Source organism: Streptomyces sp. PTL18 (assembly GCF_059510295.1).
In genome coordinates this window covers 407,240-430,509 of sequence record NZ_JCAJZO010000006.1, presented here as the reverse complement: position 1 = coordinate 430,509, position 23,270 = coordinate 407,240, and the positions used below count along the sequence as shown (strand labels likewise).

18 protein-coding genes are annotated in these 23,270 nt (G+C 71.2%); 11 read left to right on the top strand and 7 right to left on the bottom strand.

Annotation, left to right across the window (positions count from 1 at the left end; genetic code table 11):
* Nucleotides 1–9 precede the first annotated feature (9 nt).
* The 3 genes from coaE to rpsA all read right to left on the bottom strand — a co-directional run bounded on the left by coaE (nucleotide 10) and on the right by rpsA (nucleotide 3,388).
* Nucleotides 10–618, bottom strand: a complete 609-nt coding sequence (coaE, locus tag AC5WS8_RS15150) for a dephospho-CoA kinase (protein WP_496103893.1) — start codon at nucleotides 616–618, stop codon at nucleotides 10–12.
* Between the two features lie 69 nt (nucleotides 619–687).
* Complete coding sequence (locus AC5WS8_RS15145) at nucleotides 688–1,626, bottom strand: PAC2 family protein (protein ID WP_496103892.1); 939 nt, start codon at nucleotides 1,624–1,626, stop codon at nucleotides 688–690.
* 271 nt (nucleotides 1,627–1,897) lie between these two features.
* Complete coding sequence (gene rpsA, locus AC5WS8_RS15140; RefSeq protein ID WP_496103891.1) at nucleotides 1,898–3,388, bottom strand: 30S ribosomal protein S1; 1,491 nt, start codon at nucleotides 3,386–3,388, stop codon at nucleotides 1,898–1,900.
* A 344-nt stretch (nucleotides 3,389–3,732) separates the two neighbouring features.
* Here rpsA and AC5WS8_RS15135 point away from each other — a divergent pair, with 344 nt between their 5' ends.
* The 3 genes from AC5WS8_RS15135 to hrpB all read left to right on the top strand — a co-directional run bounded on the left by AC5WS8_RS15135 (nucleotide 3,733) and on the right by hrpB (nucleotide 7,629).
* Nucleotides 3,733–4,602, top strand: a complete 870-nt coding sequence (locus AC5WS8_RS15135; RefSeq protein ID WP_496103890.1) for a class I SAM-dependent methyltransferase — start codon at nucleotides 3,733–3,735, stop codon at nucleotides 4,600–4,602.
* 143 nt (nucleotides 4,603–4,745) lie between these two features.
* Entirely contained in the window at nucleotides 4,746–5,072 is a 327-nt protein-coding gene (locus AC5WS8_RS15130) for a hypothetical protein (protein WP_496103889.1), read from the top strand.
* A 25-nt stretch (nucleotides 5,073–5,097) separates the two neighbouring features.
* Nucleotides 5,098–7,629 (top strand): ATP-dependent helicase HrpB, encoded by a 2,532-nt coding sequence (hrpB, locus tag AC5WS8_RS15125; protein ID WP_496103925.1) that lies wholly within the window; start codon nucleotides 5,098–5,100, stop codon nucleotides 7,627–7,629.
* Here the strand turns inward: hrpB and pgfA are convergent.
* The 3 genes from pgfA to AC5WS8_RS15110 form a co-directional block, all read right to left on the bottom strand.
* Nucleotides 7,619–8,611, bottom strand: a complete 993-nt coding sequence (gene pgfA, locus AC5WS8_RS15120) for a cell envelope lipid trafficking protein PgfA (RefSeq protein ID WP_496103888.1) — start codon at nucleotides 8,609–8,611, stop codon at nucleotides 7,619–7,621. The genes hrpB and pgfA overlap by 11 nt on opposite strands.
* A gap of 24 nt (nucleotides 8,612–8,635) precedes the next feature.
* A complete protein-coding gene (locus AC5WS8_RS15115; protein WP_496103887.1) occupies nucleotides 8,636–8,770 on the bottom strand; it encodes an SPW_0924 family protein in 135 nt (44 codons plus the stop codon).
* Between the two features lie 138 nt (nucleotides 8,771–8,908).
* Nucleotides 8,909–10,642, bottom strand: a complete 1,734-nt coding sequence (locus tag AC5WS8_RS15110) for a lytic transglycosylase domain-containing protein (protein ID WP_496103886.1) — start codon at nucleotides 10,640–10,642, stop codon at nucleotides 8,909–8,911.
* Between the two features lie 272 nt (nucleotides 10,643–10,914).
* Here AC5WS8_RS15110 and AC5WS8_RS15105 point away from each other — a divergent pair, with 272 nt between their 5' ends.
* Nucleotides 10,915–11,760, top strand: a complete 846-nt coding sequence (locus AC5WS8_RS15105) for a DUF4184 family protein (RefSeq protein ID WP_496103885.1) — start codon at nucleotides 10,915–10,917, stop codon at nucleotides 11,758–11,760.
* A 247-nt stretch (nucleotides 11,761–12,007) separates the two neighbouring features.
* On the opposite strand, the gene polA is transcribed toward AC5WS8_RS15105, so the two are convergent.
* Nucleotides 12,008–14,734, bottom strand: a complete 2,727-nt coding sequence (gene polA, locus AC5WS8_RS15100) for a DNA polymerase I (RefSeq protein ID WP_496103884.1) — start codon at nucleotides 14,732–14,734, stop codon at nucleotides 12,008–12,010.
* Between the two features lie 229 nt (nucleotides 14,735–14,963).
* Between polA and AC5WS8_RS15095 the strand changes: the two genes are divergently transcribed.
* The 7 genes from AC5WS8_RS15095 (at nucleotide 14,964) to AC5WS8_RS15065 (ending at nucleotide 23,266) form a co-directional block, all read left to right on the top strand.
* Entirely contained in the window at nucleotides 14,964–17,243 is a 2,280-nt protein-coding gene (locus AC5WS8_RS15095) for an FdhF/YdeP family oxidoreductase (RefSeq protein WP_496103883.1), read from the top strand.
* A gap of 49 nt (nucleotides 17,244–17,292) precedes the next feature.
* Nucleotides 17,293–17,781 carry a PaaI family thioesterase gene (locus AC5WS8_RS15090; protein WP_496103882.1) on the top strand — a complete coding sequence of 163 codons (489 nt, stop codon included), beginning with the start codon at nucleotides 17,293–17,295 and terminating at the stop codon, nucleotides 17,779–17,781.
* Between the two features lie 63 nt (nucleotides 17,782–17,844).
* A complete protein-coding gene (locus AC5WS8_RS15085) occupies nucleotides 17,845–18,267 on the top strand; it encodes a hypothetical protein (RefSeq protein ID WP_496103881.1) in 423 nt (140 codons plus the stop codon).
* On the top strand, nucleotides 18,264–18,872 hold the full coding sequence (locus AC5WS8_RS15080) for a Tat pathway signal sequence domain protein (protein WP_496103880.1): 609 nt from the start codon (nucleotides 18,264–18,266) through the stop codon (nucleotides 18,870–18,872). The genes AC5WS8_RS15085 and AC5WS8_RS15080 overlap by 4 nt, the downstream gene beginning before the upstream one ends.
* Before the next feature lie 287 nt (nucleotides 18,873–19,159).
* Nucleotides 19,160–20,389: a branched-chain amino acid ABC transporter substrate-binding protein gene (locus AC5WS8_RS15075; protein ID WP_496103879.1), complete on the top strand. Its 1,230-nt coding sequence runs from the start codon at nucleotides 19,160–19,162 to the stop codon at nucleotides 20,387–20,389.
* A gap of 112 nt (nucleotides 20,390–20,501) precedes the next feature.
* The gene (locus AC5WS8_RS15070) at nucleotides 20,502–21,434 is read left to right on the top strand and encodes a branched-chain amino acid ABC transporter permease (RefSeq protein WP_496103878.1); all 933 of its coding nucleotides are present in this window, start codon (nucleotides 20,502–20,504) and stop codon (nucleotides 21,432–21,434) included.
* A gap of 5 nt (nucleotides 21,435–21,439) precedes the next feature.
* A complete protein-coding gene (locus AC5WS8_RS15065) occupies nucleotides 21,440–23,266 on the top strand; it encodes a branched-chain amino acid ABC transporter permease (protein ID WP_496103877.1) in 1,827 nt (608 codons plus the stop codon).
* Nucleotides 23,267–23,270: the final 4 nt, after the last annotated feature.

Below are 23,270 nucleotides of genomic sequence, written 5' to 3'. Positions count from 1 at the left end.
AGGCGGCCGCTATTCCTGTGAACGCCGCGCTCTGCGGACGAGTTCCTCCCATACGTCCCTTACGCGCTGCCTCAGCTGCTCCAGGGGCGCATCGTTGTCGATCACGATGTCCGCGACGTCCAGACGCTTCTCGCGGGGCGCCTGGGCGGCCATGCGGGCGCGTGCGTCCTCCTCGGTCATCCCGCGCAGGCGGACCAGCCGGTCCAGTTGGGTGGCAGGGCTCGCGTCCACGACGATCACGACGTCGTAGAGCGGGGCGAGTGCGTTCTCGGCGAGGAGGGGGACGTCGTGGACGACCACGGCGTCCTCGGGAGCGGCGCTCTCCAGTTCGCGGGAGCGGGCGCCCACCAAGGGGTGCACGATCGAGTTCAGGACCGCCAGTCTGTCCGGGTCGGCGAAGACGATGGAGCCGAGCCTGGGGCGGTCGAGGCTGCCGTCCGGGGCGAGGACGTCCTCCCCGAACGCCTCGACGACCGCCGCGAGCCCGGGGGTGCCGGGAGCGACGACCTCGCGCGCGATGCGGTCCGCGTCGATCAGCACGGCGCCGCGCTCCACGAGCAGCCGCGACACCTCGCTCTTACCGGCACCGATACCGCCGGTCAGCCCTACCTTCAGCATGACGGGAAGCTTACGGCCCGGCACTGACGGTGTGGACGGCAGGCGGTCGGCCGAGCTGTCCGCCCGGGTTCAGCCGTCGCCCTCGCGCTCCGCGAGAAAGCGCTCGAATTCCTGTCCGATCTCGTCCGCGGACGGGATCTCGAGGGGCTCGGCGAGCATGTTGCCGCGTGTCTCGGCGCCCGCGGCGGCGTCGTACTGGTGCTCGAGCCCCTCGACGAGTCGCACCAGGTCCTCGTCGCCTTCCCGGATCTGCCGTTCGATCTCCGTCTGCGTGCGGTGCGCGTCGTTGCGCAGGGAGTGCGCGACGGCCGGCAGGACGAGACCGGTGGCGGCCGTGATGGCCTCCAGGACGGTGAGCGCGGCGTCCGGATACGGGGAGCGGGCGATGTAGTGGGGGACGTGCGCGGCGACGCCCAGAACGTCGTGTCCGGCCTCCGCGAGCCGGTATTCCACCAGGGACTCGGCACTGCCCGGTACCTGCGCCTCCTCGAAGGGGCTGCGGTGGCCCGGTACCAGGTCGGTACGGTTGCCGTGCGGGGTCAGGCCCACCGGCCGGGTGTGCGGCACGCCCATGGGGATGCCGTGGAAGTTCACGGACAGCCGGACGCCGAGCCGCTCCACGATCTGCCCCACCGCCGCGGCGAACCGCTCCCACTCCACGTCCGGCTCGGGCCCCGACAGCAGCAGGAAGGGCGCTCCGGTGGCGTCCTGGAGGAGACGCACCTCGATCTCGGGGACCTCGTAGTCGGTCCAGCGGTCGCGGCGGAAGGTGAGCAGGGGGCGGCGGGCGCGGTAGTCCACGAGCCGGTCGTGGTCGAAGCGGGCCACGACCTGCTGGGGCAGCGCGTCGAGGAGCCGGTCGACGATCAGGTCGCCGGTCTCACCCGCGTCGATGTATCCGTCGAAGTGATAGAGCATGACCAGTCCGGCCGATTCCTGGGCGAGCGCCATGTCGACGACGGCGAGGCCCTTCGGCTCCCATGCGTACAAACCCTGCGGATCAAGCACTGTAGACCGCTCCTCCTCGTGTTCGTACGGACACAACGCGGGCCGGGGGCACGGGCATTCCCCGTGCGTGCTCCGGCAGCGCGGTTTTTACCGGCCTTTCGTCGCTGTTCGCACTCCGCCGTGGGCACTCTGCCGGGGGCCTCCTGGCCGCTTTCGGGTTCACCGCGGCGGAGTGGTGCGGCATCCGCGGCCCAGGACCGAACACGCTGAGGGCCCGCCCCCTGGTGGGGGCGGGCCCTCAGTCATCCGCTAACGCCTGGCGGGCGAGCGCTCAGCTCTGGCCGCCTGCCAGCTTCTCACGCAGGGCCGCCAGCGCCTCGTCCGACGCCAGGGCGCCGGAGTTGTCGCCGCCCTCGGAGGAGTACGAACCGCCGGACGCGGCCGGAGCGGCGGCCTCGCCACCCTCGGCAGCGGCAGCGGCGTCCGCCTCGCGGGACTTGATGACCTGCTGCTGGTGCTGCTCGAAGCGGGTCTGCGCCTCGGCGTACTGGCGCTCCCACTCCTCGCGCTGCTTCTCGTAGCCCGGCAGCCAGTCGTTGGTCTCCGGGTCGAAGCCCTCGGGGTAGATGTAGTTGCCCTGGTCGTCGTAGGACGCGGCCATGCCGTACAGGGTCGGGTCGAACTCGACCGCGGTCGGGTCGGCACCGAAGGACTCGTTGGCCTGCTTGAGGGACAGCGAGATCCGGCGACGCTCGAGGTCGATGTCGATGACCTTGACGAAGATCTCGTCGTTGACCTGGACGACCTGCTCCGGGATCTCCACGTGGCGCTCGGCCAGCTCGGAGATGTGGACCAGACCCTCGATCCCCTCGTCCACGCGGACGAACGCACCGAACGGAACCAGCTTCGTGACCTTGCCGGGCACGACCTGGCCGATCTGGTGGGTGCGGGCGAACTGCTGCCACGGGTCTTCCTGGGTCGCCTTCAGCGACAGGGAGACACGCTCGCGGTCCATGTCGACGTCGAGAACCTCGACGGTGACCTCCTGGCCCACCTCGACGACCTCGGACGGGTGGTCGATGTGCTTCCAGGACAGCTCGGAGACGTGGACCAGGCCGTCGACGCCACCCAGGTCCACGAAGGCGCCGAAGTTGACGATCGAGGAGACGACACCGGACCGGACCTGACCCTTCTGCAGGGTCGTGAGGAAGGTCTGGCGGACCTCGGACTGGGTCTGCTCGAGCCAGGCGCGGCGGGACAGGACCACGTTGTTGCGGTTCTTGTCCAGCTCGATGATCTTCGCCTCGAGCTCCTTGCCGACGTACGGCTGCAGGTCGCGGACGCGGCGCATCTCGACCAGGGAGGCGGGGAGGAAGCCGCGGAGGCCGATGTCGAGGATGAGACCACCCTTGACGACCTCGATGACGGTACCGGTGACGATGCCGTCCTCTTCCTTGATCTTCTCGATGGTGCCCCAGGCACGCTCGTACTGGGCGCGCTTCTTCGAGAGGATCAGGCGGCCTTCCTTGTCCTCCTTCTGGAGGACCAGGGCCTCGATCTCGTCGCCCACGGCGACGACCTCGTTCGGGTCGACGTCGTGCTTGATCGAGAGCTCGCGGCTCGGGATGACACCTTCGGTCTTGTAACCGATGTCGAGCAGGACCTCGTCCCGGTCGACCTTCACGATGACGCCGTCGACGATGTCGCCGTCGTTGAAGTACTTGATCGTCTCGTCGATCGCTGCGAGGAACGCTTCCTCGTTACCGATGTCGTTGACCGCTACCTGCGGGGTGGTGGCGGTGGTCTCGGTGCTGCTCGTCATGTGGAAAAGGGCTCCGGTACGGACATTGAAGTCGTAGGTACTGCTCACGCCGGAGCCCGTTTCGCTCTGCAGAAGCCGGACAGCCAAGGAAGCGCCCCACCAGCCGACCGGTGATGGCGCCTCGACAACCGAGGGGACATACAACAGATGCGAGCGCAGCCTGCTACGTCTGAGGTGCGCAGGCCCGCAGCGCAACTTGTAGCATACGGGGGCAGCCGGACAGGGTCAATGCGCGAAGGCGCACACCCGGGGCGGATCGCCGCATTTCCGGCACAAGTCGTCGTGCACCACCGGCCGCACCCGGCCGACGCCACGAGACCGCACAGGCCACAGGACCCTTTTCCGTGACACCGCCGCGTCGGGCTGGACGGAAGAGTACGACGAGGGAGCCCATCATCCAAGAGCCCGAACAGTTCGAGCCGGAAGCCACCCGACGTGCGGCGGGTGTCACGGAGAGTTCCCGGGCCAACCGGGGCTGGTGGGACCGGAACGCCGACGAGTACCAGATCGAGCACGGCACGTTCCTCGGCGACGACCGCTTCGTCTGGGGGCCCGAGGGCCTGGACGAGGTCGACGCCGCGTTGCTCGGCCCGCTCGAGGACCTCAAGGGCAAGGACGTCCTGGAGATGGGCGCCGGCGCGGCGCAGTGCTCCCGCTGGCTCGCCCGGCAGGGCGCCCGCCCGGTGGCCCTCGACCTCTCCCACCGCCAGCTCCAGCACGCCCTGCGGATCGGCGCCGGCTTCCCCCTGGTGCAGGCCGACGCCTGCGTCCTGCCCTTCCGGGACGCCTCCTTCGACCTGGCGTGCTCGGCGTACGGGGCGCTGCCGTTCGTGGCGGATCCGCGACTGGTGCTGCGCGAGGTGCACCGGGTGCTGCGCCCCGGCGGCCGTTTCGTGTTCTCGGTGACCCACCCGATCCGCTGGGCGTTCCCGGACGAGCCGGGTCCGGAGGGCCTCACCGTGTCGGCCTCCTACTTCGACCGCACGCCGTACGTCGAGCAGGACGAGCGGGGCCGGGCGGTCTACGTCGAGCACCACCGCACGCTCGGCGACCGGGTGAGGGACATCGTGTCGTCCGGCTTCCGGCTCGTCGACCTGGTCGAGCCCGAGTGGCCGGCCTGGAACACGTCCGAGTGGGGCGGGTGGTCGCCGCTGCGCGGCGGGCTGGTCCCGGGAACGGCGATCTTCGTCTGCGAACGGGACCAGCGGGTCTGAGACCCCAGCGGGGCGGTTCCGGCCGATTCGCAAAGGTGGCGGCCGTGCGCGCATGCCGGCCGCACCGGCAGGGCACAACCGGTGAGTCGACATATCGCCCTCGAGGCCGCGGTCCGCGCTGCCAGGCGGTGGGGGGTACGCACATGCACGTCTGCCCGGTCTGCCGGCGAGGGGACAGGACCGTCCGGCTCCGCACGTACTGGAGGACGCTGTCGCCCGGGGCGCGGGCCGGGGCGCCGCACCTGGCGCGGCCCGCGCTGGACGAGGAGCGCTGGGCGGCGCCGTTCGGGCTGCTGGCCCTGGGCTGTGCCCTGCTCGTCTCGGACGTGTGGCTGGGGTTCGTCGGGCTGGCCGGCGGGGGCGTGTGGCTGGTGTCCCTGCGCGGGAGCGTCGCGCAGGCGGCCCGGCAGCGGGCCGACTGGCGCAGGCAGATGTTCTGCCTGCGCTGCCACCATGCCTTTCTCCCGTGACGCGACCGCCTGGAACACTGGTGCGGTGATCCGCCACGACGCCCTGGACCGCCTGCCCGTCCGTACCGCCGTCCCCGCCCTCCGGGCCGCTCTGGGCGAGCACGGTACGGCGGTGCTGTGCGCGCCGCCGGGTACCGGCAAGACGACGCTGGTGCCGCTCGCCCTGGCGGGGCTGCTGGGCGGCGGTCCCGCTCGGCGGGTGGTGGTGGCCGAGCCGCGGCGGATCGCGGCGCGTGCGGCGGCCCGGCGGATGGCGTGGCTGCTGGGCGAGAGGACCGGTGAGAGTGTCGGCTGCACCGTGCGCGGGGAGCGGGTGGTCGGGCGGCACACGCGCGTGGAGGTCGTCACCACCGGTGTGCTGCTGCAGCGGCTCCAGCGGGACCAGGAGCTGGCGGACGTCGACGTGGTGGTGCTCGACGAGGTCCACGAGCGGCACCTGGACGCCGACACGGTCGCCGCCTTCCTGCTCGACGTGCGTCAGACCCTGCGGCCCGAGCTGAAGATGGTGGCGGCCTCCGCGACGACGGATGCCGGGGGCTGGGCACGGCTGCTGGGCGGTGCCCCGGTCGTCGAGGCGGAGGACGTGTCGTACCCCGTGGAGGTGGTGTGGGCGCCTCCCGCGCGCCCCGTGCGGCCGCCGCACGGGATGCGGGTGGATCCGGCGCTGCTCGCGCACGTGGCGTCGGTGGTGCGGCGGGCGCTCGCCGAGTGCGAGGGGGACGTGTTGTGCTTCCTGCCCGGCGTCGGGGAGATCGCCCGCGTGGCGGGTCGGCTGGGGGATCTGGGCGGCACCGAGGTGCTCCGGGTGCACGGGCGGGCGCCGGCTGCCGTGCAGGAGGCCGTGCTGTCGCCGGGCTCGGGGCGGCGCGTGGTGCTGGCCACGGCCGTGGCGGAGTCGTCCCTCACCGTGCCGGGGGTCCGGGTGGTCGTCGACTCCGGTCTCGCGCGGCAGCCGCGGGTCGACCATGCGCGGGGGCTGAGCGCGCTGACGACGGTACGGGCCTCGCAGGCGGCGGGGCGGCAGCGCGCGGGCCGGGCGGGGCGTGAGGCGCCGGGCCGGGTGTACCGCTGCTGGCCCGAGGCCGAGGACGCGCGGCTGCCGCGCTTCCCGGCGCCGGAGATCCTGCTGGCCGATCTGACGGCGTTCGCCTTGCAGGCGGCGTGCTGGGGCGATCCGGACGCGTCCGGGCTGGCACTCCTCGACGCACCACCGGGTGGGGCGATGGCGGCGGCGCGCTCGGTGCTGACGGCGATCGGCGCGGTCGACGCGGCGGGGCGGGCCACGCAGCGGGGCGTGCGGATGTCCCGGCTGGGGCTGCACCCACGGCTGGCGCGGGCGCTGCTGGACGCGGCCCCGCTGGTCGGCGCGGAGCGGGCCGCGCAGGCGGTGGCTCTGCTGAGCGAGGAGCCGCCGCGGGAGTACGGCGACGACCTGGCGGCCGTGTGGCGGGCGGCCCGGTACGGGGGCGACGCGTACGCGGCGCGCTGGCGGGAGGAGGCGCGCCGGCTGCGGGCCGCGGCGGGCGGCGCGCCGGTCGGCCGGGCCGAGGCGGGCGATGCCCCTGTCGCCGGCGCCGAGGTGCGCGACGACCATGCGGTGGGACTCGTCGCCGCTCTTGCCTTCCCGGAGCGGCTCGCGCGGGCCGACGGCGGCTCGTGCCTCATGGTGAACGGCACCCGCGCCGAGCTGAGGGAGGGATCGGGGCTGCGTGGTGCCCCGTGGCTGGCGGTGGCCGTGGCGGACCGGCCCGTCGGTGCCGGGCACGCGCGCGTGGGGCTCGCCGCAGTGGTCGACGAGGAGGTGGCACGGTGGGCGGCCGCGGCACTGTACGCCACGGGCGAGGAGGTGCACTGGGCCGAGGGGGATGTCGTCGCCCGGAGTACCGAGCGGCTCGGGGCCGTCGAGCTGGCCGTTCGGCCGCTGCGGGACCCCGATTCCGCCCTCGTACGCCGGGCGCTGCTCGACGGGCTGCGGCAGGAGGGCTTCGGTCTGCTGCGGTGGTCCCCGCAGGCTCATGTACTGCGGCAACGGCTCGCCTTCCTGCGCCTCCACCTGGGCGAGCCATGGCCGGACGTCCGCGACGACGCGCTCCATGCGCGCGTGGACGAGTGGCTGGAGCCCGAGCTGAGCCGTGCCCGGCGGCGGGCCGACCTCGCCCGGATCGACGCGGGGCAGTCCTTGGCCCGGCTGCTGCCCTGGTCCACGGGGGAGGCGGCCCGGCTCGACGAACTCGCCCCGGAGCGGATCACCGTCCCGAGCGGGTCCGCGGTGCGGATCGACTACGCCGACCCCGAGCGGCCGGTCCTCGCCGTGAAGCTGCAGGAGATGTTCGGGCTGCAGGCCTCGCCCGAGATCGCCGGTGTGCCCGTCGTGGTGCACCTGCTCTCCCCCGCCGGGCGGCCCGCGGCCGTCACCGCCGACCTCGCCTCCTTCTGGCGGGACGGCTACAGGGCCGTACGGGCGGAGCTGCGCGGCCGGTACCCCAAGCACCCCTGGCCGGAGGACCCGGCCACCGCGGAGCCGACCCGGCACACGAACGCGCGGCTCAGGCGGTGACCGGCTCGCGCTCCCCGGCCGCGGCGGGCTCCGGGTCGTCCGGGCGGCGGCCGCGCGCCTCCAGGTACAGGGAGAGCGCCAGCAGGACGGCGCCGAGGACCAGGAGGCCCCACGGCAGGGCGGACGTCAGCAGCAGGATCAGCAGGCGGTCGTGCTTGACCAGGGCGACCGTCGAGGCGATGTAGTCCTCGCGCATCTTCACGTCTCCCGCGAAGACGGTGACCCGGTCACGGCCCCCGAGGAGCGTGCCGCCGCGCAGTTCCTCCCTGTGGATCTCCTCGCCGTAGACGGGCGCGCCGGTCAGGGGTTCGACCCAGAATTTCCGGATCGTGGTGTACCAGCGGGTCGTGCCGGTCCTCGCGACCGACTCCGGGGTGATGCCCTTGACGGGCATGACCTTCGGGAAGGGGACCTTGGTCCACGGGATCGTCTGCTCGAAGCAGTAGACCCTGACGCCGCGGAAGGTCTGCGTGCCCTTGTAGTGGATGGGGGCGGTGACGCGGGCCTGCGCGTCGAAGTACTCGTAGTCCCGCTTCTGGGTCAGGAACGGCCATTTGAACTCGATGCCGTCGCGGTGGACGGGGTCGCCGTCGACCATCTCACCGGTGGCGTGGACGGGTTCCTGGCTGTGGGCGTCGAAGATGTATCGCTCCGGGATGCGGGACACCATGGCGCCGTGGGGCCCCTGCACGTAGGACAGGCCGTCCCAGACGACCACGTCACGGCCCGCGGTCTGCTCGATCTTCGCCGCGGCCTCCACGTCGCCCTTGAGGGTCTGCACGATGGTGACGTCGGGGACCGTTCGGGACGTCATGGTGCCGTAGTCGAGGAGGGTGGCGTTCTTCGCCTCGAGCACCATGGTCTGGTACTCGTTCGCGGGGACCTCGGCCAGGCGCGGGAAGGCGTACCAGCGCAGCAGTGGGGCCAGCGCCGTGCAGAACACGGCGAGGGCGAGCAGGATCAGACCGGCCTTGCGGCGCATCTCGGCGTCCTCCCTGCGCGTGCGTCACGGATGGCTGGGGACCGTCGTCAGCAGTGGTTTCGGGGAGGTCGTGCCGGACGGCGAGCCCAGGGCCGTCAGGGCGAAAACCAGGACGAACGCCGCGACCAGGCCGATCGCGGCGGCGACGAGGGCGCGCATACGGGCCTCCCCGTGGCTGGCAGCTGATGCACCGTCAGGTCCGGCACCGTAGCAACGAGCGTGCGAGATGAGAACAGAGCGCGCGAAAAGGCGGCGGCGCCCCTCCGTCAGGGAGGGGCGCCGCCGTGCGTTCCCGGCTCAGGAACTCGGGCTGGGTGTCGGGCTCGGGCTGGGGGACGCGTCGGCCGCCGCCACCTTGAGCTCGACCGTCAGGGTGGCCCCGCCCGCGGTGGTGATGCGGAGCAGGAACGTGCCGGTCGTGTCGTCGGCGTACAGCTTCGGCAACTTCAGCAGGCCGTTCGCGTCGGTCCTGAGGTCGGTGAGGGTGCGTACGGTCTTGCCGTTCGCGTCCTTGAAGTAGGGGCCCTTGTCGTTCTCGGTCGGGTCGTCGGCCGACTTGACGAGGGTCGCGGTGGCCGCGACGCCGTCCGCGACGGCGCCCTTGTAGGTGGCCTTCACCTCGACCTGGTCCGCGAACTCACCGCCCGGTGTGCAGGTCAACTCGGTGTCGCCGGTACGGACGAGGGTGTCCGCCTGGCGTTCGACGACGGTGGCCGAGTAGTCGAGACCGGTGACCGTGCGGCCCACGACCAGCGCGCGGACCGTGAAACCGCCGGTCTTCCGGCCGGCGACGAGCACGGGCGCGGCGGCCTTGCCCGAGCTGTCGGTGACGACGGTCGCGACGGTCTCCCCGCCGGTGAAGGTGGTGTCCGTGTCGCCGATGACCGTGAACCGCACGCGCACCTTCGGCACGGCCTTGCCCGCCTTGGTGACGGCCTTCACCACGATCTGCCGGTCGAAGGTGTCGCCCGTCTTCGCGGAGAGTTCCCCGGTGCCGCCGTCGGCCAGGTGGTCCACCGTGTCGGTGGGGGTGGGGGCGGGCGGCGTCGGCTTCGGCGGGGTGGGCCTGTTCGTGGACGGCGGGGTGGGGGTGGGGCTGGGGCTCGTGCGTCCGCCGGGCTTGGAGGTGCCGGGCTTGCCCGTCCTCCGCGGCCCCGGGTCGTGGTTCGCACCGGAGGCGTGGCCACTGCGGTGCGAGGGCAGGGTGCCGGTGCCGTCCGGGATCGAGTGGGTGCCCTTGCGGTAGTACTCGTACCAGGACAGAACGGTGTTCAGGTAGTCCTGCGAGTTGTTGTAGCCGAGTATCGCGGCGTTGATGTCGGTCTGGACCGACAGGTCACGGTCCCCGCGGCACAGATAGTGCGCGGCGGCCAGGGCGGCGTCGTAGACGTTGTTGGGGTCCTTGACGCCGTCGCCGTTGCCGTCGCGGCCCGCCCACGCCCAGGTGGACGGGATGAACTGCATGGGCCCGACCGCACGGTCATAGGTGCTGTCGCCGTCGTAGGCGCCGTTGTCGGTGTCCTTGATGCTGGCGAAGCCGTTGCCGTCCAGGACCGGGCCGAGGATCTTCGTGTATGTGGTGCCGTCCGCGTCGACCCGGCCGCCGTCGGCCTGGCCGGACTCCACCTCGCCGATGGCGGCGAGGAGTTGCCAGGGCAGGTTGCAACCCGGCTTGGAGCGCTGGAGTTCCTCCGCGGCCTTTTTGTACGCGTCGAGAACGGTGGCGGGGATGCCGGCCTCTCCGGCGCCGGGAGAGCCCGTGGTGGGCGTGGCGGTAGGGCCGGGGGACTCGGTGGGGCTGTTGAGCGGCGGCAGGTCGGTGTAGTAGCCGCCGTTGCCCGTGGCGGTGCCATCGCCGCTGACGGTGCCGCCGGTCGTCTCGGGGGTGGACTGCGCGCCGGTCGCCTGTCTGCCCTGGCCGTCGGTGGCGACTCCCGGAGCCTGGGACGCCGCCAGAGCCGCGACCGCGGCCGCGGCCACAGCGCTGGTTGCCGCCCCCTTGCGCAGCCTCCTGCCGAAACGCGCCGCCATTGAGTGAACCCCTCCCGTCGACGACCTGGTGTGTGCTGCCCTGTTGTGTCCGTGTTCGACCACCCACCCGGGCGCGGCAACCCAGTGACCCTACGACAACTTGCGACCCGCGGACACCGGTTGGTGCCCGATATTCACCAGTTGGCCATGTCCGCTCCGGCTGGACGCACAAACAGGGAGGGGCCGCCTCACCATTCTCATCCCTCCCTCATACTGGACGTTCGTGATCGCCGGGTGGTTGTGCTCGGTCAACATCTGCGGCAGGAGGCGTCGTGCCGTTCACCCTCAGCCATGCCGCGGCCGTCCTGCCGGCCGTACGCAGGGACGGGTCGGGGCGGGGGCAGCTGGTGCCCGCCGTTCTCGTCGCGGGGTCGCTCGCGCCCGACATGACCTATTTCGCGGCGAGTGTGGTGTCCGGAGGCATGGAGTTCGGTACGGTCACGCACTCCTTCACCGGGGTGTTCACCGTCGATGTGCTCATCGCCTGGGCGCTGGTGGGGGTGTGGCTGATACTGCGGGAGCCGTTGGTGGCGCTGCTGCCACCGGCGACGCAGGGTCGGGTGGCGGCGCTGGTGCGCTGCGGTACGCCGCTGCGCAGGGTCTCGTTCCCCCTGGTGGCGCGGTGGTACGTCTCCGCGGTGCTGGGTGCGCTGACGCATGTGGTGTGGGACGCGTTCACCCATGCCGACCGGTGGGGAGTACGGCTGTTGCCGCAGCTTGCCCGGCCGATGACGGGTGTGCCGCTGTACACGTGTCTGCAGTACGGGAGTTCGGCCGCGGCGGGCCTGGTGATCGCGGTGTTCGTGGCGGTCGCGCTGCGGCGGGCGCCGGCCGGTTCGCCGACGGTGCCGGTGCTGTCGTGGGCGGACCGGTGGCTGGCGGCGGCGGTGATCGGCGGGTGCGCGGCAGCGGGGGCGGCGCAGCGGGCGTCGCGGTGGTGGGCCTACTGGGGAACCCACGCGAAAGCGTGGGAGGTGATCCCGCCGGCGTGCTTCGGGGCGGGCGCGGGACTCGCGGTGGGGCTGGCGCTCTACGTGACGGGGGTCAGGGCCCTGCGTCGCACGGCGCCGGACGGCCACGGCAGCGGCCGGGAACCGGCCCGGCCGGCGTCGCACTGATCTCCTCGGCCGACGGCAGGTGGGTTGCGCGGACAGCGGGTGCCTGCGCGGACAGCGGGCCGCAAGCCACTGGTTCCGCCCTGAGACGCCCCCGGGGCGTCCGGCGCCGGGGAAGCCCGGGGCGGGCCGGGTCCGGTGGGCCGCCTCGCCGAAGGCCCACCGGTCGGGTCGACGGTGACCGACGGGCCACCGGTCAAGGCCACCTGCCGCGCGCCCGGAGGCCGCGCGGCCCCTGCCCGCCGCGGGCTCAGTGTGCCGCCGACTCCCAGTCCGTCCCGTAGCCCACCGAGACGTCCAGCGGTGCCCTCAGCCGCACCGCTGCCGCCATTTCCCGGCGGACCAGTTCCTCCGTCCGCTGCCGCTCGCCCGGGGCGATCTCCAGGACGATTTCGTCGTGGACCTGCAGCAGCATCCGGGACCTCAGGTCCGCCTCACGCAGCGCCCGGTCCACGTTCAGCATGGCGATCTTGACGATGTCCGCCGCCGTGCCCTGGATCGGGGCGTTCAGCGCCATGCGTTCCGCCATCTCCCGGCGTTGGCGGTTGTCGCTGCTCAGGTCGGGCAGATAGCGGCGGCGGCCGAAGAGCGTCTCGGTGTAGCCCGTCGCCCTCGCCTCGTCCACCACACGGCGCAGATAGTCCCGCACCCCGCCGAACCGCTCGAAGTACGTGTCCATCAGCGCCCGCGCCTCGGCCGCCTCGATGTTCAGCTGCTGGGACAGGCCGAACGCCGACAGCCCGTACGCCAGGCCGTACGACATGGCCTTGATCTTGCGGCGCATCTCCGCGTCGACCGCGTCACGTCCGACCCCGAAGACCTGGGAGGCGACCGTGGTGTGCAGGTCCTCCCCGGAGGTGAACGCCTCGATCAGGCCCACGTCCTCGGACAGGTGGGCCATCACGCGCAGCTCGATCTGGCTGTAGTCCGCGGTCATCAGGGATTCGAAGCCCTCACCGACCACGAAGCCGCGGCGGATCGCCCTGCCCTCGTCCGTGCGCACCGGGATGTTCTGCAGGTTCGGGTCCGTCGACGACAGGCGGCCCGTCGCCGCGACCGTCTGGTTGAACGTGGTGTGGATGCGGCCGTCCGTCGCGATCGTCTTGATCAGGCCCTCGACCGTCACCCGCAGCTTCGCCTGCTCACGGTGGCGCAGCATGATCACCGGCAGTTCGTTGTCCGTCTGGGTCGCCAGCCACGCCAGCGCGTCCGCGTCCGTCGTGTAGCCCGTCTTCGTCTTCTTCGTCTTCGGCAGGCCCAGCTCGCCGAAGAGGACCTCCTGGAGCTGCTTGGGCGAGCCCAGGTTGAACTCGTGCCCCGCCGCCGCGTACGCCTCCTTCACCGCCTGCTGGACGGCGCCCGCGAACATCTGCTCCATGGCCTCCAGATGCGTGCGGTCCGCGGCGATGCCGTGCCGCTCCATCCTCGCCAGCAGGGCGGAGGTGGGCAGCTCCATGTCGCGCAGCAGATCCGCCGCACCGGCCTCCCGCAGCTTCTCCTCGAACGCCTGGCCCAGGTCGAGGATCGCCCGGGCCTGGATCATCAGCGCCTCGGCCTCGGCGCCCTCGTCCGTGCCGAAGGCCAGCTGCCCGTCGGCCGTGGCCGCGGGCGCCAGCTCACGGCCCAGGTACTCCAGCGAGAGCGCGTCCAGCGCGAAGGAGCGGCGGCCCGGCTTGACCAGGTACGCGGCGAGCGCCGTGTCCATGGTCACGCCCTGAAGGGACCAGCCGTGCTCGGGAAGGACGCGCATCGCGCCCTTGGCGTTGTGCAGCACCTTGGGCCTCGCCGGATCGGCGAGCCACTCCGCGAACGCCCTCTCGTCGGCCTCGTCCAGCTCCGCCGGATCGAACCAGGCCGCCGCCCCGTCGGCCGCGGCGAGCGCGATCTCGGCCACCGCGCCCGTGCCCAGCGCCCACGAGTCGACCGTGGCGACACCCAGGACCTGCGTGCCGTGCTCGGCGAGCCACGGCTTCAGCTCTCCCGCGCCCAGCACCACGCCGTCCAGCTCGACGCCGTCCGCCGCGACCGGGGTCGCCGGGGCCTCCTCGGCACCGGGATCGACAGCGAAGAGCCGCTCGCGCAACGAGGGGTTCCTGATCTCCAGGGTGTCCAGGACCACGGCCACGGTCTTGCGGTCGTACGGGGCGCGCTTCAGATCCGCGACCGCCTTCGGCAACTGCACCTGCCGCTCCAGCTCGGTCAGCCGGCGGTTCAGCTTCACCGACTCCAGGTGGTCGCGCAGGTTCTGCCCGGCCTTGCCCTTGACCTCGTCGACGCGCTCGACCAGCTCCGCGAACGAGCCGAACTGGTTGATCCACTTGGCGGCCGTCTTCTCGCCGACGCCCGGGATGCCCGGCAGGTTGTCCGACGGGTCGCCGCGCAGCGCCGCGAAGTCCGGGTACTGCGCCGGCGTCAACCCGTACTTCTCGAGCACCTTCTGAGGGGTGAACCGGGTCAGCTCCGAGACGCCCTTGGTCGGGTACAGCACCGTCGTGTGCTCGCTGACCAGCTGGAAGGAGTCGCGGTCACCGGTGACGATCAGCACCTCGAAGCCCTCCGCCTCGGCCTGGGTGGCGAGCGTGGCGATCACGTCGTCCGCCTCGTACCCCTCGACTGCGAAGCGGGCGGCGTGCATGGCGTCCAGCAGCTCGCAGATCAGCTCCACCTGGCCCTTGAACTCGTCCGGGGTCTTGGAACGGTTCGCCTTGTACTCGGTGAACTCCTCGGAGCGCCAGGTCCTGCGGGAGACGTCGAAGGCCACCGCGAAGTGTGTGGGCGCCTCGTCGCGCAGCGTGTTGGCCAGCATCGACGCGAAACCGTAGATCGCGTTCGTCGGCTGGCCGGTCGCGGTGGTGAAGTTCTCCGCGGGCAGCGCGAAGAACGCGCGGTAGGCCAGGGAGTGCCCGTCCATGAGCATCAGCCGGGGACGGTCTCCGCCGGTGGTCTTGTCGGTCTGCTTCGATGCTGTCTCTGCCACGCCCCCGATCCTGCCACGCCCCACTGACACTCGGCCTCGGGCGCCGGTCGGATCCGGCGTACCGCTGCGCTCGCTCACCGTCGCCCCGACCGCCACCCCGGCCTCGGCGCGCGCCGTCGTCGGCAGCCATGGCCGCCGCGCTCCGCAAACCCGGCCGTCCCCGATGTCGGTGGCGCGTGCGAGGATGCGCAGACACAGGTCACAGGTGCACGCGAAGGGGAGGGCCGCGATGGCCGGCAAGCCGCCCATGGACGATCCGGTTCAGGACGCTCCGCAGGTCGCCGGGCCGCAGCACGCCGCGGCGGGGCTGCCGGCGATCGGGCACACCCTGCGCATCGCCCAGCAGCAGATGGGTGTGCGCCGCACCGCGCTGACCCTCCTGCGCGTCAACCAGAAGGACGGCTTCGACTGCCCCGGCTGCGCCTGGCCCGAGCCGGACCACCGGCACAAGGCCGAGTTCTGTGAGAACGGCGCGAAGGCGGTGGCCGAAGAGGCCACCCTGCGCCGGGTCACCCCAGAGTTCTTCGCCGCGCACCCGGTGACCGATCTCACCGGCCGCAGCGGCTACTGGCTGGGCCAGCAGGGACGGCTGACGCACCCCATGTACCTGCCGGAGGGCGCCGACCACTACGAGCCGGTCACCTGGGAGCGGGCCTTCGACATCATCGCGGAGGAGATCGCCGCCCTGGACTCCCCCGACCAGGCCGTCTTCTACACCTCCGGCCGCACCAGCAACGAGGCCGCCTTCCTCTACCAGCTGTTCGCCCGCGAGCTGGGCACCAACAACCTGCCCGACTGCTCCAACATGTGCCACGAGTCGTCGGGCTCCGCGCTCTCCGAGACGATCGGCATCGGCAAGGGCAGCGTCCTGCTCGAGGACCTCCACAAGGCGGACCTGATCATCGTCGCCGGACAGAACCCCGGCACGAACCATCCGCGCATGCTCTCCGCCCTGGAGAAGGCGAAGGAGAACGGCGCGCGGATCATCAGCGTCAACCCGCTGCCCGAAGCCGGCCTGGAGCGGTTCAAGAACCCGCAGACACCCAAGGGCCTCACCACCGGCGCCGCACTCACCGACCTCTTCCTGCAGATCCGCATCGGCGGCGACCAGGCCCTCTTCCGTCTCCTCAACAAGCTGATCGTCGAGACGGAGGGCGCGGTCGACGAGGAGTTCGTCCGCGCGCACACCCACGGCTTCGAGGAGTTCGCGCAGGCCGCCCGCGCCGCCGACTGGGAGGAGACGCTGGCCGCGACCGGCCTCACGCGCGAGGAGATCGAGAAGGCCCTGCGGATGGTCCTCGCCTCCCGGCGCACCATCGTCTGCTGGGCGATGGGCCTGACCCAGCACAAGCACGCGGTGCCCACCATCCGGGAGGTGGTCAACCTCCTGCTGCTGCGCGGCGACATCGGCCGCCCGGGCGCCGGCGTGTGCCCGGTGCGCGGTCACTCGAACGTGCAGGGCGACCGTACGATGGGCATCTTCGAACGGCCCGCGCCCGCCTTCCTGGACGCCCTGGAGAGGGAGTTCGGTTTCGCGCCGCCGCGCGAGCACGGCTACGACGTCGTCCGGGCCATCCGCGCCCTGCGCGACGGCGAGGCGAAGGTCTTCTTCGCGATGGGCGGCAACTTCGTGTCCGCCTCCCCCGACACCGAGGTGACGGAGGCCGCCATGCGGCGGGCGCGTCTCACCGTGCACGTGTCGACGAAGCTGAACCGCTCGCACGCCGTCACCGGCGCGCGCGCCCTGATCCTGCCCACCCTCGGCCGCACCGAGCGCGACCTCCAGGGCAGCGGGGAGCAGTTCGTGACCGTCGAGGACTCCATGGGCATGGTGCACGCCTCCCGCGGCCGGCTGGCGCCCGCGAGCCCGCACCTGCTCTCCGAGCCGGCCATCGTCTGCCGCCTCGCCCGCCGGGTGCTCGGCGACGGCAGCAGGGTGCCGTGGGAGGAGTTCGAGAAGGACTACGCGACCATCCGCGACCGCATCGCGCGCGTGATCCCCGGCTTCGAGGACTTCAACGCGCGCGTGGCGCGCCCGGGCGGTTTCGCGCTCCCCCACGCGCCCCGCGACGAGCGCCGCTTCCCCACCGCCACCGGCAAGGCCAACTTCACGGCGGCCCCGGTGGAGTACCCGAAGCTGCCCGAGGGCCGGCTCCTGCTGCAGACCCTGCGCTCCCACGACCAGTACAACACCACGGTCTACGGCCTCGACGACCGCTACCGCGGCATCAGGAACGGCCGCCGCGTCGTCCTCGTCCACCCCGAGGACGCCCGTGCGCTCGGCGTGGCGGACGGCTCGTACGTCGACCTGGTCGGCGAGTGGAAGGACGGTGTCGAACGGCGCGCCCCCGGCTTCCGCGTCGTGCACTACCCCACCGCGCGAGGCTGCGCGGCCGCCTACTACCCGGAGACCAACGTGCTGGTCCCGCTGGACGCCACCGCCGACACGAGCAACACCCCCGCGAGCAAGTCCGTGGTGGTCCGCCTGGAACAATCGGCAACCGACTGAGCGTTTGCTCAGTCGGAGTGACCCACCACCACGAACGGAGCCGTGCCCCATGGGCGAGCAGCACACCGTGAAGTTCCCCCAGGAAGTCGTCGACGAGTACGCCGCGCTCGGCGTCGACCTGCCCGCCCTCTTCTCCGCCGGGCACCTCGGCACGCGGATGGGCGTCCAGATCGTCGAGGCCTCGGCGGAGCGCGTCGTCGGCACCATGCCCGTGGAGGGCAACACCCAGCCGTACGGACTGCTCCACGGCGGCGCCTCCGCCGTCCTCGCCGAGACCCTCGGCTCCGTCGGCGCCATGCTGCACGGCGGCAGCTCCAAGATCGCCGTCGGTGTCGACCTGAACTGCACCCACCATCGCGGAGTGCGCTCGGGCCTGGTCACCGGCGTCGCCACCCCCGTGCACCGGGGACGCTCCACGGCGACGTACGAAATCGTGATCACCGAGGAGAGCGGCAAGCGTGTGTGCACCGCGCGTCTCACCTGCCTGCTGCGCGACGTGAAGCCCGGCGACGAGGCACATCTGCACACGGCCGGCTGAGCCGCCGAAGCCCGCGCCCGCAGCGCCGTTGCCCCCGGGCACCCGGCGGCATAGCGTCATGGCATGACAACGGGAGGAGTCCCGCGGCCGGGGCTGACGGCGCTCGGACACCGGCTCGCAATGGCACTGCTGACGGGCGCGTTGGCCACCGGCTGCGGCGCCCCCGGCCGGAGCGGCGCGGCGAGCACGGAGCGGCCCGCCTCCGCCACGGCGTCACCCCGGGCCACGCCCGACGAGGAGTTGTGCACGCGGGTCGTCTCCTACTGGTCGCGCAGGGTGCTGGACACCCGGACCTACGGCGACTACCAGTCGATGGGGCTGTCCAACGGCCAGTACGAGATCCTGCGGTCGGTCGTGGAGGCCGCGCGAACCGAGAAGAAGCTGCACGGCCCCCGAGCCGCGGACAGGTTGATCGACCGTCAGGTCCGCGAGGGCTGTGCCGCCTGGTACCGCACCGGCGGCCCGACCAAGGGCCCTTGGGGTTGAGCGGCGTGGGCCCCGTCGAGCCGGGCGAGGGCACGCGCGCGGGGGACATGGAGCGGGAGGACGTCCCCGGTGTCCGTCACGGCCCCCTGAGCCGGCTGTCCGACCGGCACCGCCGGGCCGCCCTCACGGCCGCGGCAGCCGCCGTCCTCCTCGCGGGCGGCGGCTACCTCTACGCGACCAGGCCCCACGAGCCACCGGCCCCGGCCCCGCCGTACCCCTCCCAGGTGGTCGACGTCACCTACCTGCACACCGAGGTCACACCTGCGAGCGCACCCGTCAGGAGCTTCGGTCTCGAGGTCGCACTGAATGTGCTGTCCGGCCCGCCGGTCACCGTGACCCGGATCACCCAGCCCTACGCCGGTCTGTCACTGACCTCCGCACCCGCGGTCCCCTTCCGGACGGCGGGAGGATCGACGCGCAAGATCACCATCACCATGCATGTGACGGATTGCGGGAAAGTCCCGGAGAACGCCGGACTCCCTTTCCTGGACGTAACTCTGCGTAATACACGCGCAATAGAGGTTCACAGCTACATCCCTGGATCACGGTATGCGCACGACCTCTCAGAAGCACTGCAAGTCGCCTGCAGCAACCGCTCCGCGTAATCACCAAAACAGCCGAGACACCTGAACGCACCATGTGCCGTCCTGCGCGTTCTCACTATGCGGACCGGGCGAATCAGTCCGAATTCCGCTCTTCCACCCACCCGACACCGCTCTGCATTACCCGGTGTCATAACAAGAGCGTCACAGCCTCGTTCAACCTCTCCTTTACCTCCCCCACACGCGCTTAGAGTCACGGCCAGTCACCGCGCGGTCTGAATGTCACTTCGGCCCAGCGCTCGACTCGGCCGCTTCCAGGGGGGAGGGCCGTGCCAGGGAAAGGACTGATCGTGCGTCAACGTTCGCTCATCGCCATCACCGCCGCGCTGGCGGCGGGAGCACTCACCCTCACCGCCTGCGGCTCGCGCGACGGCGGCAAGAGCTCGGATTCCGGCAACGGCGGCACCACCGTCACCATCGGAGTCGACGCGCCGCTGACCGGCGACCTGTCCGCCATGGGCCTCGGCATCAAGAACTCGGCCGACCTCGCCGCCAAGAACGCCAACAAGCAGAACTACGTCAAGGGCATCACCTTCAAGATCGAAGCCCTCGACGACCAGGCGCAGCCGTCCGCCGGCCAGCAGAACGCCACCAAGCTCGTCGCCGACAGCAACGTCCTCGGCGTCGTCGGCCCGCTGAACTCCTCCGTCGCCGAGTCGATGCAGAAGGTCTTCGACGACGCCAAGCTCGTCGAGGTCTCCCCCGCCAACACCGGCCCCGCACTCACCCAGGGCCCGGACTGGCAGACCAAGAAGGTACGCCCCTACAAGTCGTACTTCCGTACCGCCACCACGGACGCCATCCAGGGCCCCTTCGCCGCCCAGTACATCTTCAACGACGCCAAGAAGAAGAAGGTCTTCGTCATCGACGACAAGAAGACCTACGGCAAGGGCCTCGCCGCCACCTTCACCGACGAGTTCAAGAAGCTCGGCGGCCAGGTCGTCGGCACCGAGCACATCAACCCCGACACCAAGGACTTCTCCGCGGTCGCCACCAAGGTGAAGAACTCCGGCGCCGACATCGTCTACTACGGCGGCGAATACCCGCAGGCAGGCCCCCTGAGCAAGCAGATCAAGGCCGCCGGCGCCAAGATCCCGCTGGCCGGCGGCGACGGCATCCAGGACAAGACCTACGGCCAGCTGGCCGGCCCCGAGGCCACCGGCGACCTCGCCACCTCGGTCGGCGCCCCCGTCGACTCCCTCCCCTCGGCCAAGCAGTTCGTCGCCGACTACAAGGCGGCCGGCTACAAGGAGGAGTACTCGGCCTACGGCGGCTACTCCTACGACTCCGCCTGGGCGATCATCGAGGCCGTGAAGAAGGTCGTCGACGACAACGGCGGCAAGCTCCCCTCCGACGCCCGCGCCAAGGTCACGGCCGCCATGCAGAACGTCTCCTTCGACGGTGTGACCGGCAAGGTCTCCTTCGACGAATTCGGTGACGCCACCAACAAGCAGCTCACCGTCTACGCCATCAAGAACGGCGTCTTCACGGCCGTCAAGTCCGGCACCTTCACCGGCTGATCCAACCCGCACCACTCAAGAGCCGCGCGGGGCGCTGTTCCACTGGCGTCCCGCGCGGACTCGCATCCGGCCTCATCCGTCGAACTTTTCCGAACGTCTCGGAGGACATGCGGTGAACGAACTGCCGCAGCAGCTGGTCAACGGCCTGCTACTGGGATCCATGTACGGGCTGGTCGCCATCGGCTACACAATGGTCTACGGCATCGTCCAGCTCATCAACTTCGCCCACGGCGAAATCTTCATGACCGGCGCCTTCGGCGCCCTGACGGTCTACGCCTACGTGCTGCCCGACGGCACGTCCATGTGGATCGCCCTGCCGCTGATGCTCGTCGGCGCCGTCCTGGTCGCCGTCCTGGTCGCCGTGGGAGCGGAACGATTCGCGTACCGCCCCCTGCGCAACGCCCCGCGCCTGGCACCCCTCATCACCGCGATCGGCCTCTCCCTCGCCCTCCAGCAGGCGGTCTGGGCCTGGTACCCGGACGCCAAGTCCGCGCGCACCTTCCCGCAGATCCACGGAGGCCCCTTCCACATCGGCAGCGTCACCATCCAGACCGGTGACATCTTCCTCCTCGCCGCGGCCCCCACCAGCATGGCCATCCTCGCCTACTTCGTCATGAAGACCCGCACCGGACGCGGCATGCAGGCCACCGCCCAGGACCCGGACACCGCCAAACTCATGGGCATCGACACCGACCGCATCATCGTGATCGCCTTCGCCCTGGGCGCCACCTTCGCCGCGGTCGGAGGAGTCGCCTACGGCCTCAAGTACGGCCAGATCGACTTCAAGATGGGCTTCCTCCTCGGCCTCAAGGCCTTCACCGCGGCCGTCCTCGGTGGCATCGGCAACATCTACGGCGCCATGATCGGCGGCATCGTCCTCGGCATCGCCGAAACCCTCGCCGCCGCCTACATCGCCGACCTCCCCGGCATGGCGAAGTTCGGCAGCCAGTCCTGGGCAGACGTCTGGGCCTTCGTACTCCTCATTCTCGTGCTCCTGTTCCGGCCCCAGGGCCTGCTCGGCGAGCGCGTCGCGGACAGGGCGTGACACCGATGACCACACAGACCACCGCACCCGACACCCCCAGCACCCCCACCACCGGCACGAACACGGGCCTCATCGGCATCCCGCCGCACATCGGCCGCGCCCTCGCCACCGCCGGCGGCGCCCTCACCATCGCCTCCACCTTCCTCTGCTGGACGTGGACCGACGCCTTCCCCGGCAACCTCACCATCAACGGCTACCCCGGCGGCCTGCAGATCCTCGTCCTCATCGGCGGTGCCCTCACCACCCTCTTCGCCCTCGCCTCCTACGGCGTCAAGGGCCTCACCTGGCTCGTGCCCGCCGGCGCCGACGCGGCCGTCAAATTCGCCGCCCTCACCGCCTTCGCCACCGCCTGGTACACCGTCATCTCGATCAGCGTCGAACTCGGCGGCCTCGTCAACCTCCAACCCGGCGGCTTCATCGTGGCCGTCACCAGCCTCGCCGCCCTCCTCGGCGCCCTCGCGCTGCCCTTCGAACGACCCGAGCCCGACCCGATCGACCCCGACGACACGTCCTGGGAACACTTCAAGCACAAGGCCGCCCACCAGTGGCAAACGGTCAAGGCCGCCTTCTCCTCCGGCACGGCCCGCCCCGTGGGCAAGCTGCCCGCCTACGCCGAAATCCTGATCATCGTCGCCGTCCTCGCGCTCGGCCTCACCGTCTTCACCTACGGCATCGGCACCCAGTACGACGAACTCTTCGTCGGCTTCCTGATCACCGCCTGCTTCGGCTTCGCCGCCCTCAACAAGTCCGGCCTGATCAACCACGCCTCCCAGATCACCGCCCGCCACCAGAACATCACCATCTGCGGCGCCTTCGTCGCGGCGGCGCTGTTCCCCTTCACCCAGACCGACGACCAGTACGCGACCCTCGGGGTCTACATCCTGATCTTCGCCACCGTCGCCCTCGGCCTGAACATCGTCGTCGGCCTCGCCGGCCTCCTGGACCTCGGCTACGTCGCCTTCCTCGGCGTCGGCGCCTACGCCGCAGCCCTGGTCTCCGGCTCCCCCAGCTCACCCTTCCACGTGCACTTCCCCTTCTGGGCGGCCGTCATCATCGGCGCCCTCGCCTCGCTCGTCTTCGGCGTCCTCATCGGCGCCCCGACCCTGCGACTGCGCGGCGACTACCTCGCCATCGTCACCCTCGGCTTCGGTGAGATCTTCCGCATCACCGCCAACAACCTGGACGGCACCTCCGGACCGTCCCTCACCAACGGCTCCAACGGCATCTCCTCGATCCCGAACCTCGACATCCTCGGGTTCGACTTCGGCGCCCAGCACAGCATCGCCGGGTTCACCATCGGCCGCTTCGCCAACTACTTCTTCCTGATGCTGATCATCACCGCCCTGGTCGTCCTCGTCTTCCGCCGCAGCGGCAACTCCCGCCTCGGCCGAGCCTGGGTCGCCATCCGCGAAGACGAGACAGCCGCCCTCGCCATGGGCATCAACGGCTTCCGCGTCAAGCTCATCGCCTTCGCCGTCGGCGCCTGCCTCGCCGGTCTCGCCGGCACCGTCCAGGCCCACGTCACCTACACGGTCACCCCCGAGCAGTACCTCTTCGCCGGCCCCATCCCACCCAACTCCGCCTTCCTGCTCGCCGCAGTCGTCCTCGGCGGCATGGGCACCATCAGCGGCCCCCTCATCGGCGCCGCACTCCTCTTCCTCATCCCGAACAAGCTGCAGTTCCTCGGCGACTACCAGCTCTTCGCCTTCGGCGTCGCACTCATCCTGCTCATGCGCTTCCGCCCCGAGGGCCTCATCCCCAACCGGCGCCGACAGCTCGAATTCCACGAAGAGGCGGAACCGCCCGCAGTCCTCAGCAAGACAGGGGCCTGAACAC

Bases quoted from the DNA above. Each gene is read 5' to 3' on its own strand.
- AC5WS8_RS15090 (WP_496103882.1), top strand. From the start codon at position 17,293: ATGGGCGAGCAGCACACCGTGAAGTTCCCCCAGGAAGTCGTCGACGAG.
- AC5WS8_RS15110 (WP_496103886.1), bottom strand. From the start codon at position 10,642: ATGGCGGCGCGTTTCGGCAGGAGGCTGCGCAAGGGGGCGGCAACCAGC.
- AC5WS8_RS15115 (WP_496103887.1), bottom strand. From the start codon at position 8,770: ATGCGCGCCCTCGTCGCCGCCGCGATCGGCCTGGTCGCGGCGTTCGTC.
- AC5WS8_RS15085 (WP_496103881.1), top strand. From the start codon at position 17,845: ATGACAACGGGAGGAGTCCCGCGGCCGGGGCTGACGGCGCTCGGACAC.
- coaE (WP_496103893.1), bottom strand. From the start codon at position 618: ATGCTGAAGGTAGGGCTGACCGGCGGTATCGGTGCCGGTAAGAGCGAG.
- pgfA (WP_496103888.1), bottom strand. From the start codon at position 8,611: ATGCGCCGCAAGGCCGGTCTGATCCTGCTCGCCCTCGCCGTGTTCTGC.
- AC5WS8_RS15095 (WP_496103883.1), top strand. From the start codon at position 14,964: ATGGCCGGCAAGCCGCCCATGGACGATCCGGTTCAGGACGCTCCGCAG.
- rpsA (WP_496103891.1), bottom strand. From the start codon at position 3,388: ATGACGAGCAGCACCGAGACCACCGCCACCACCCCGCAGGTAGCGGTC.
- AC5WS8_RS15130 (WP_496103889.1), top strand. From the start codon at position 4,746: ATGCACGTCTGCCCGGTCTGCCGGCGAGGGGACAGGACCGTCCGGCTC.
- AC5WS8_RS15065 (WP_496103877.1), top strand. From the start codon at position 21,440: ATGACCACACAGACCACCGCACCCGACACCCCCAGCACCCCCACCACC.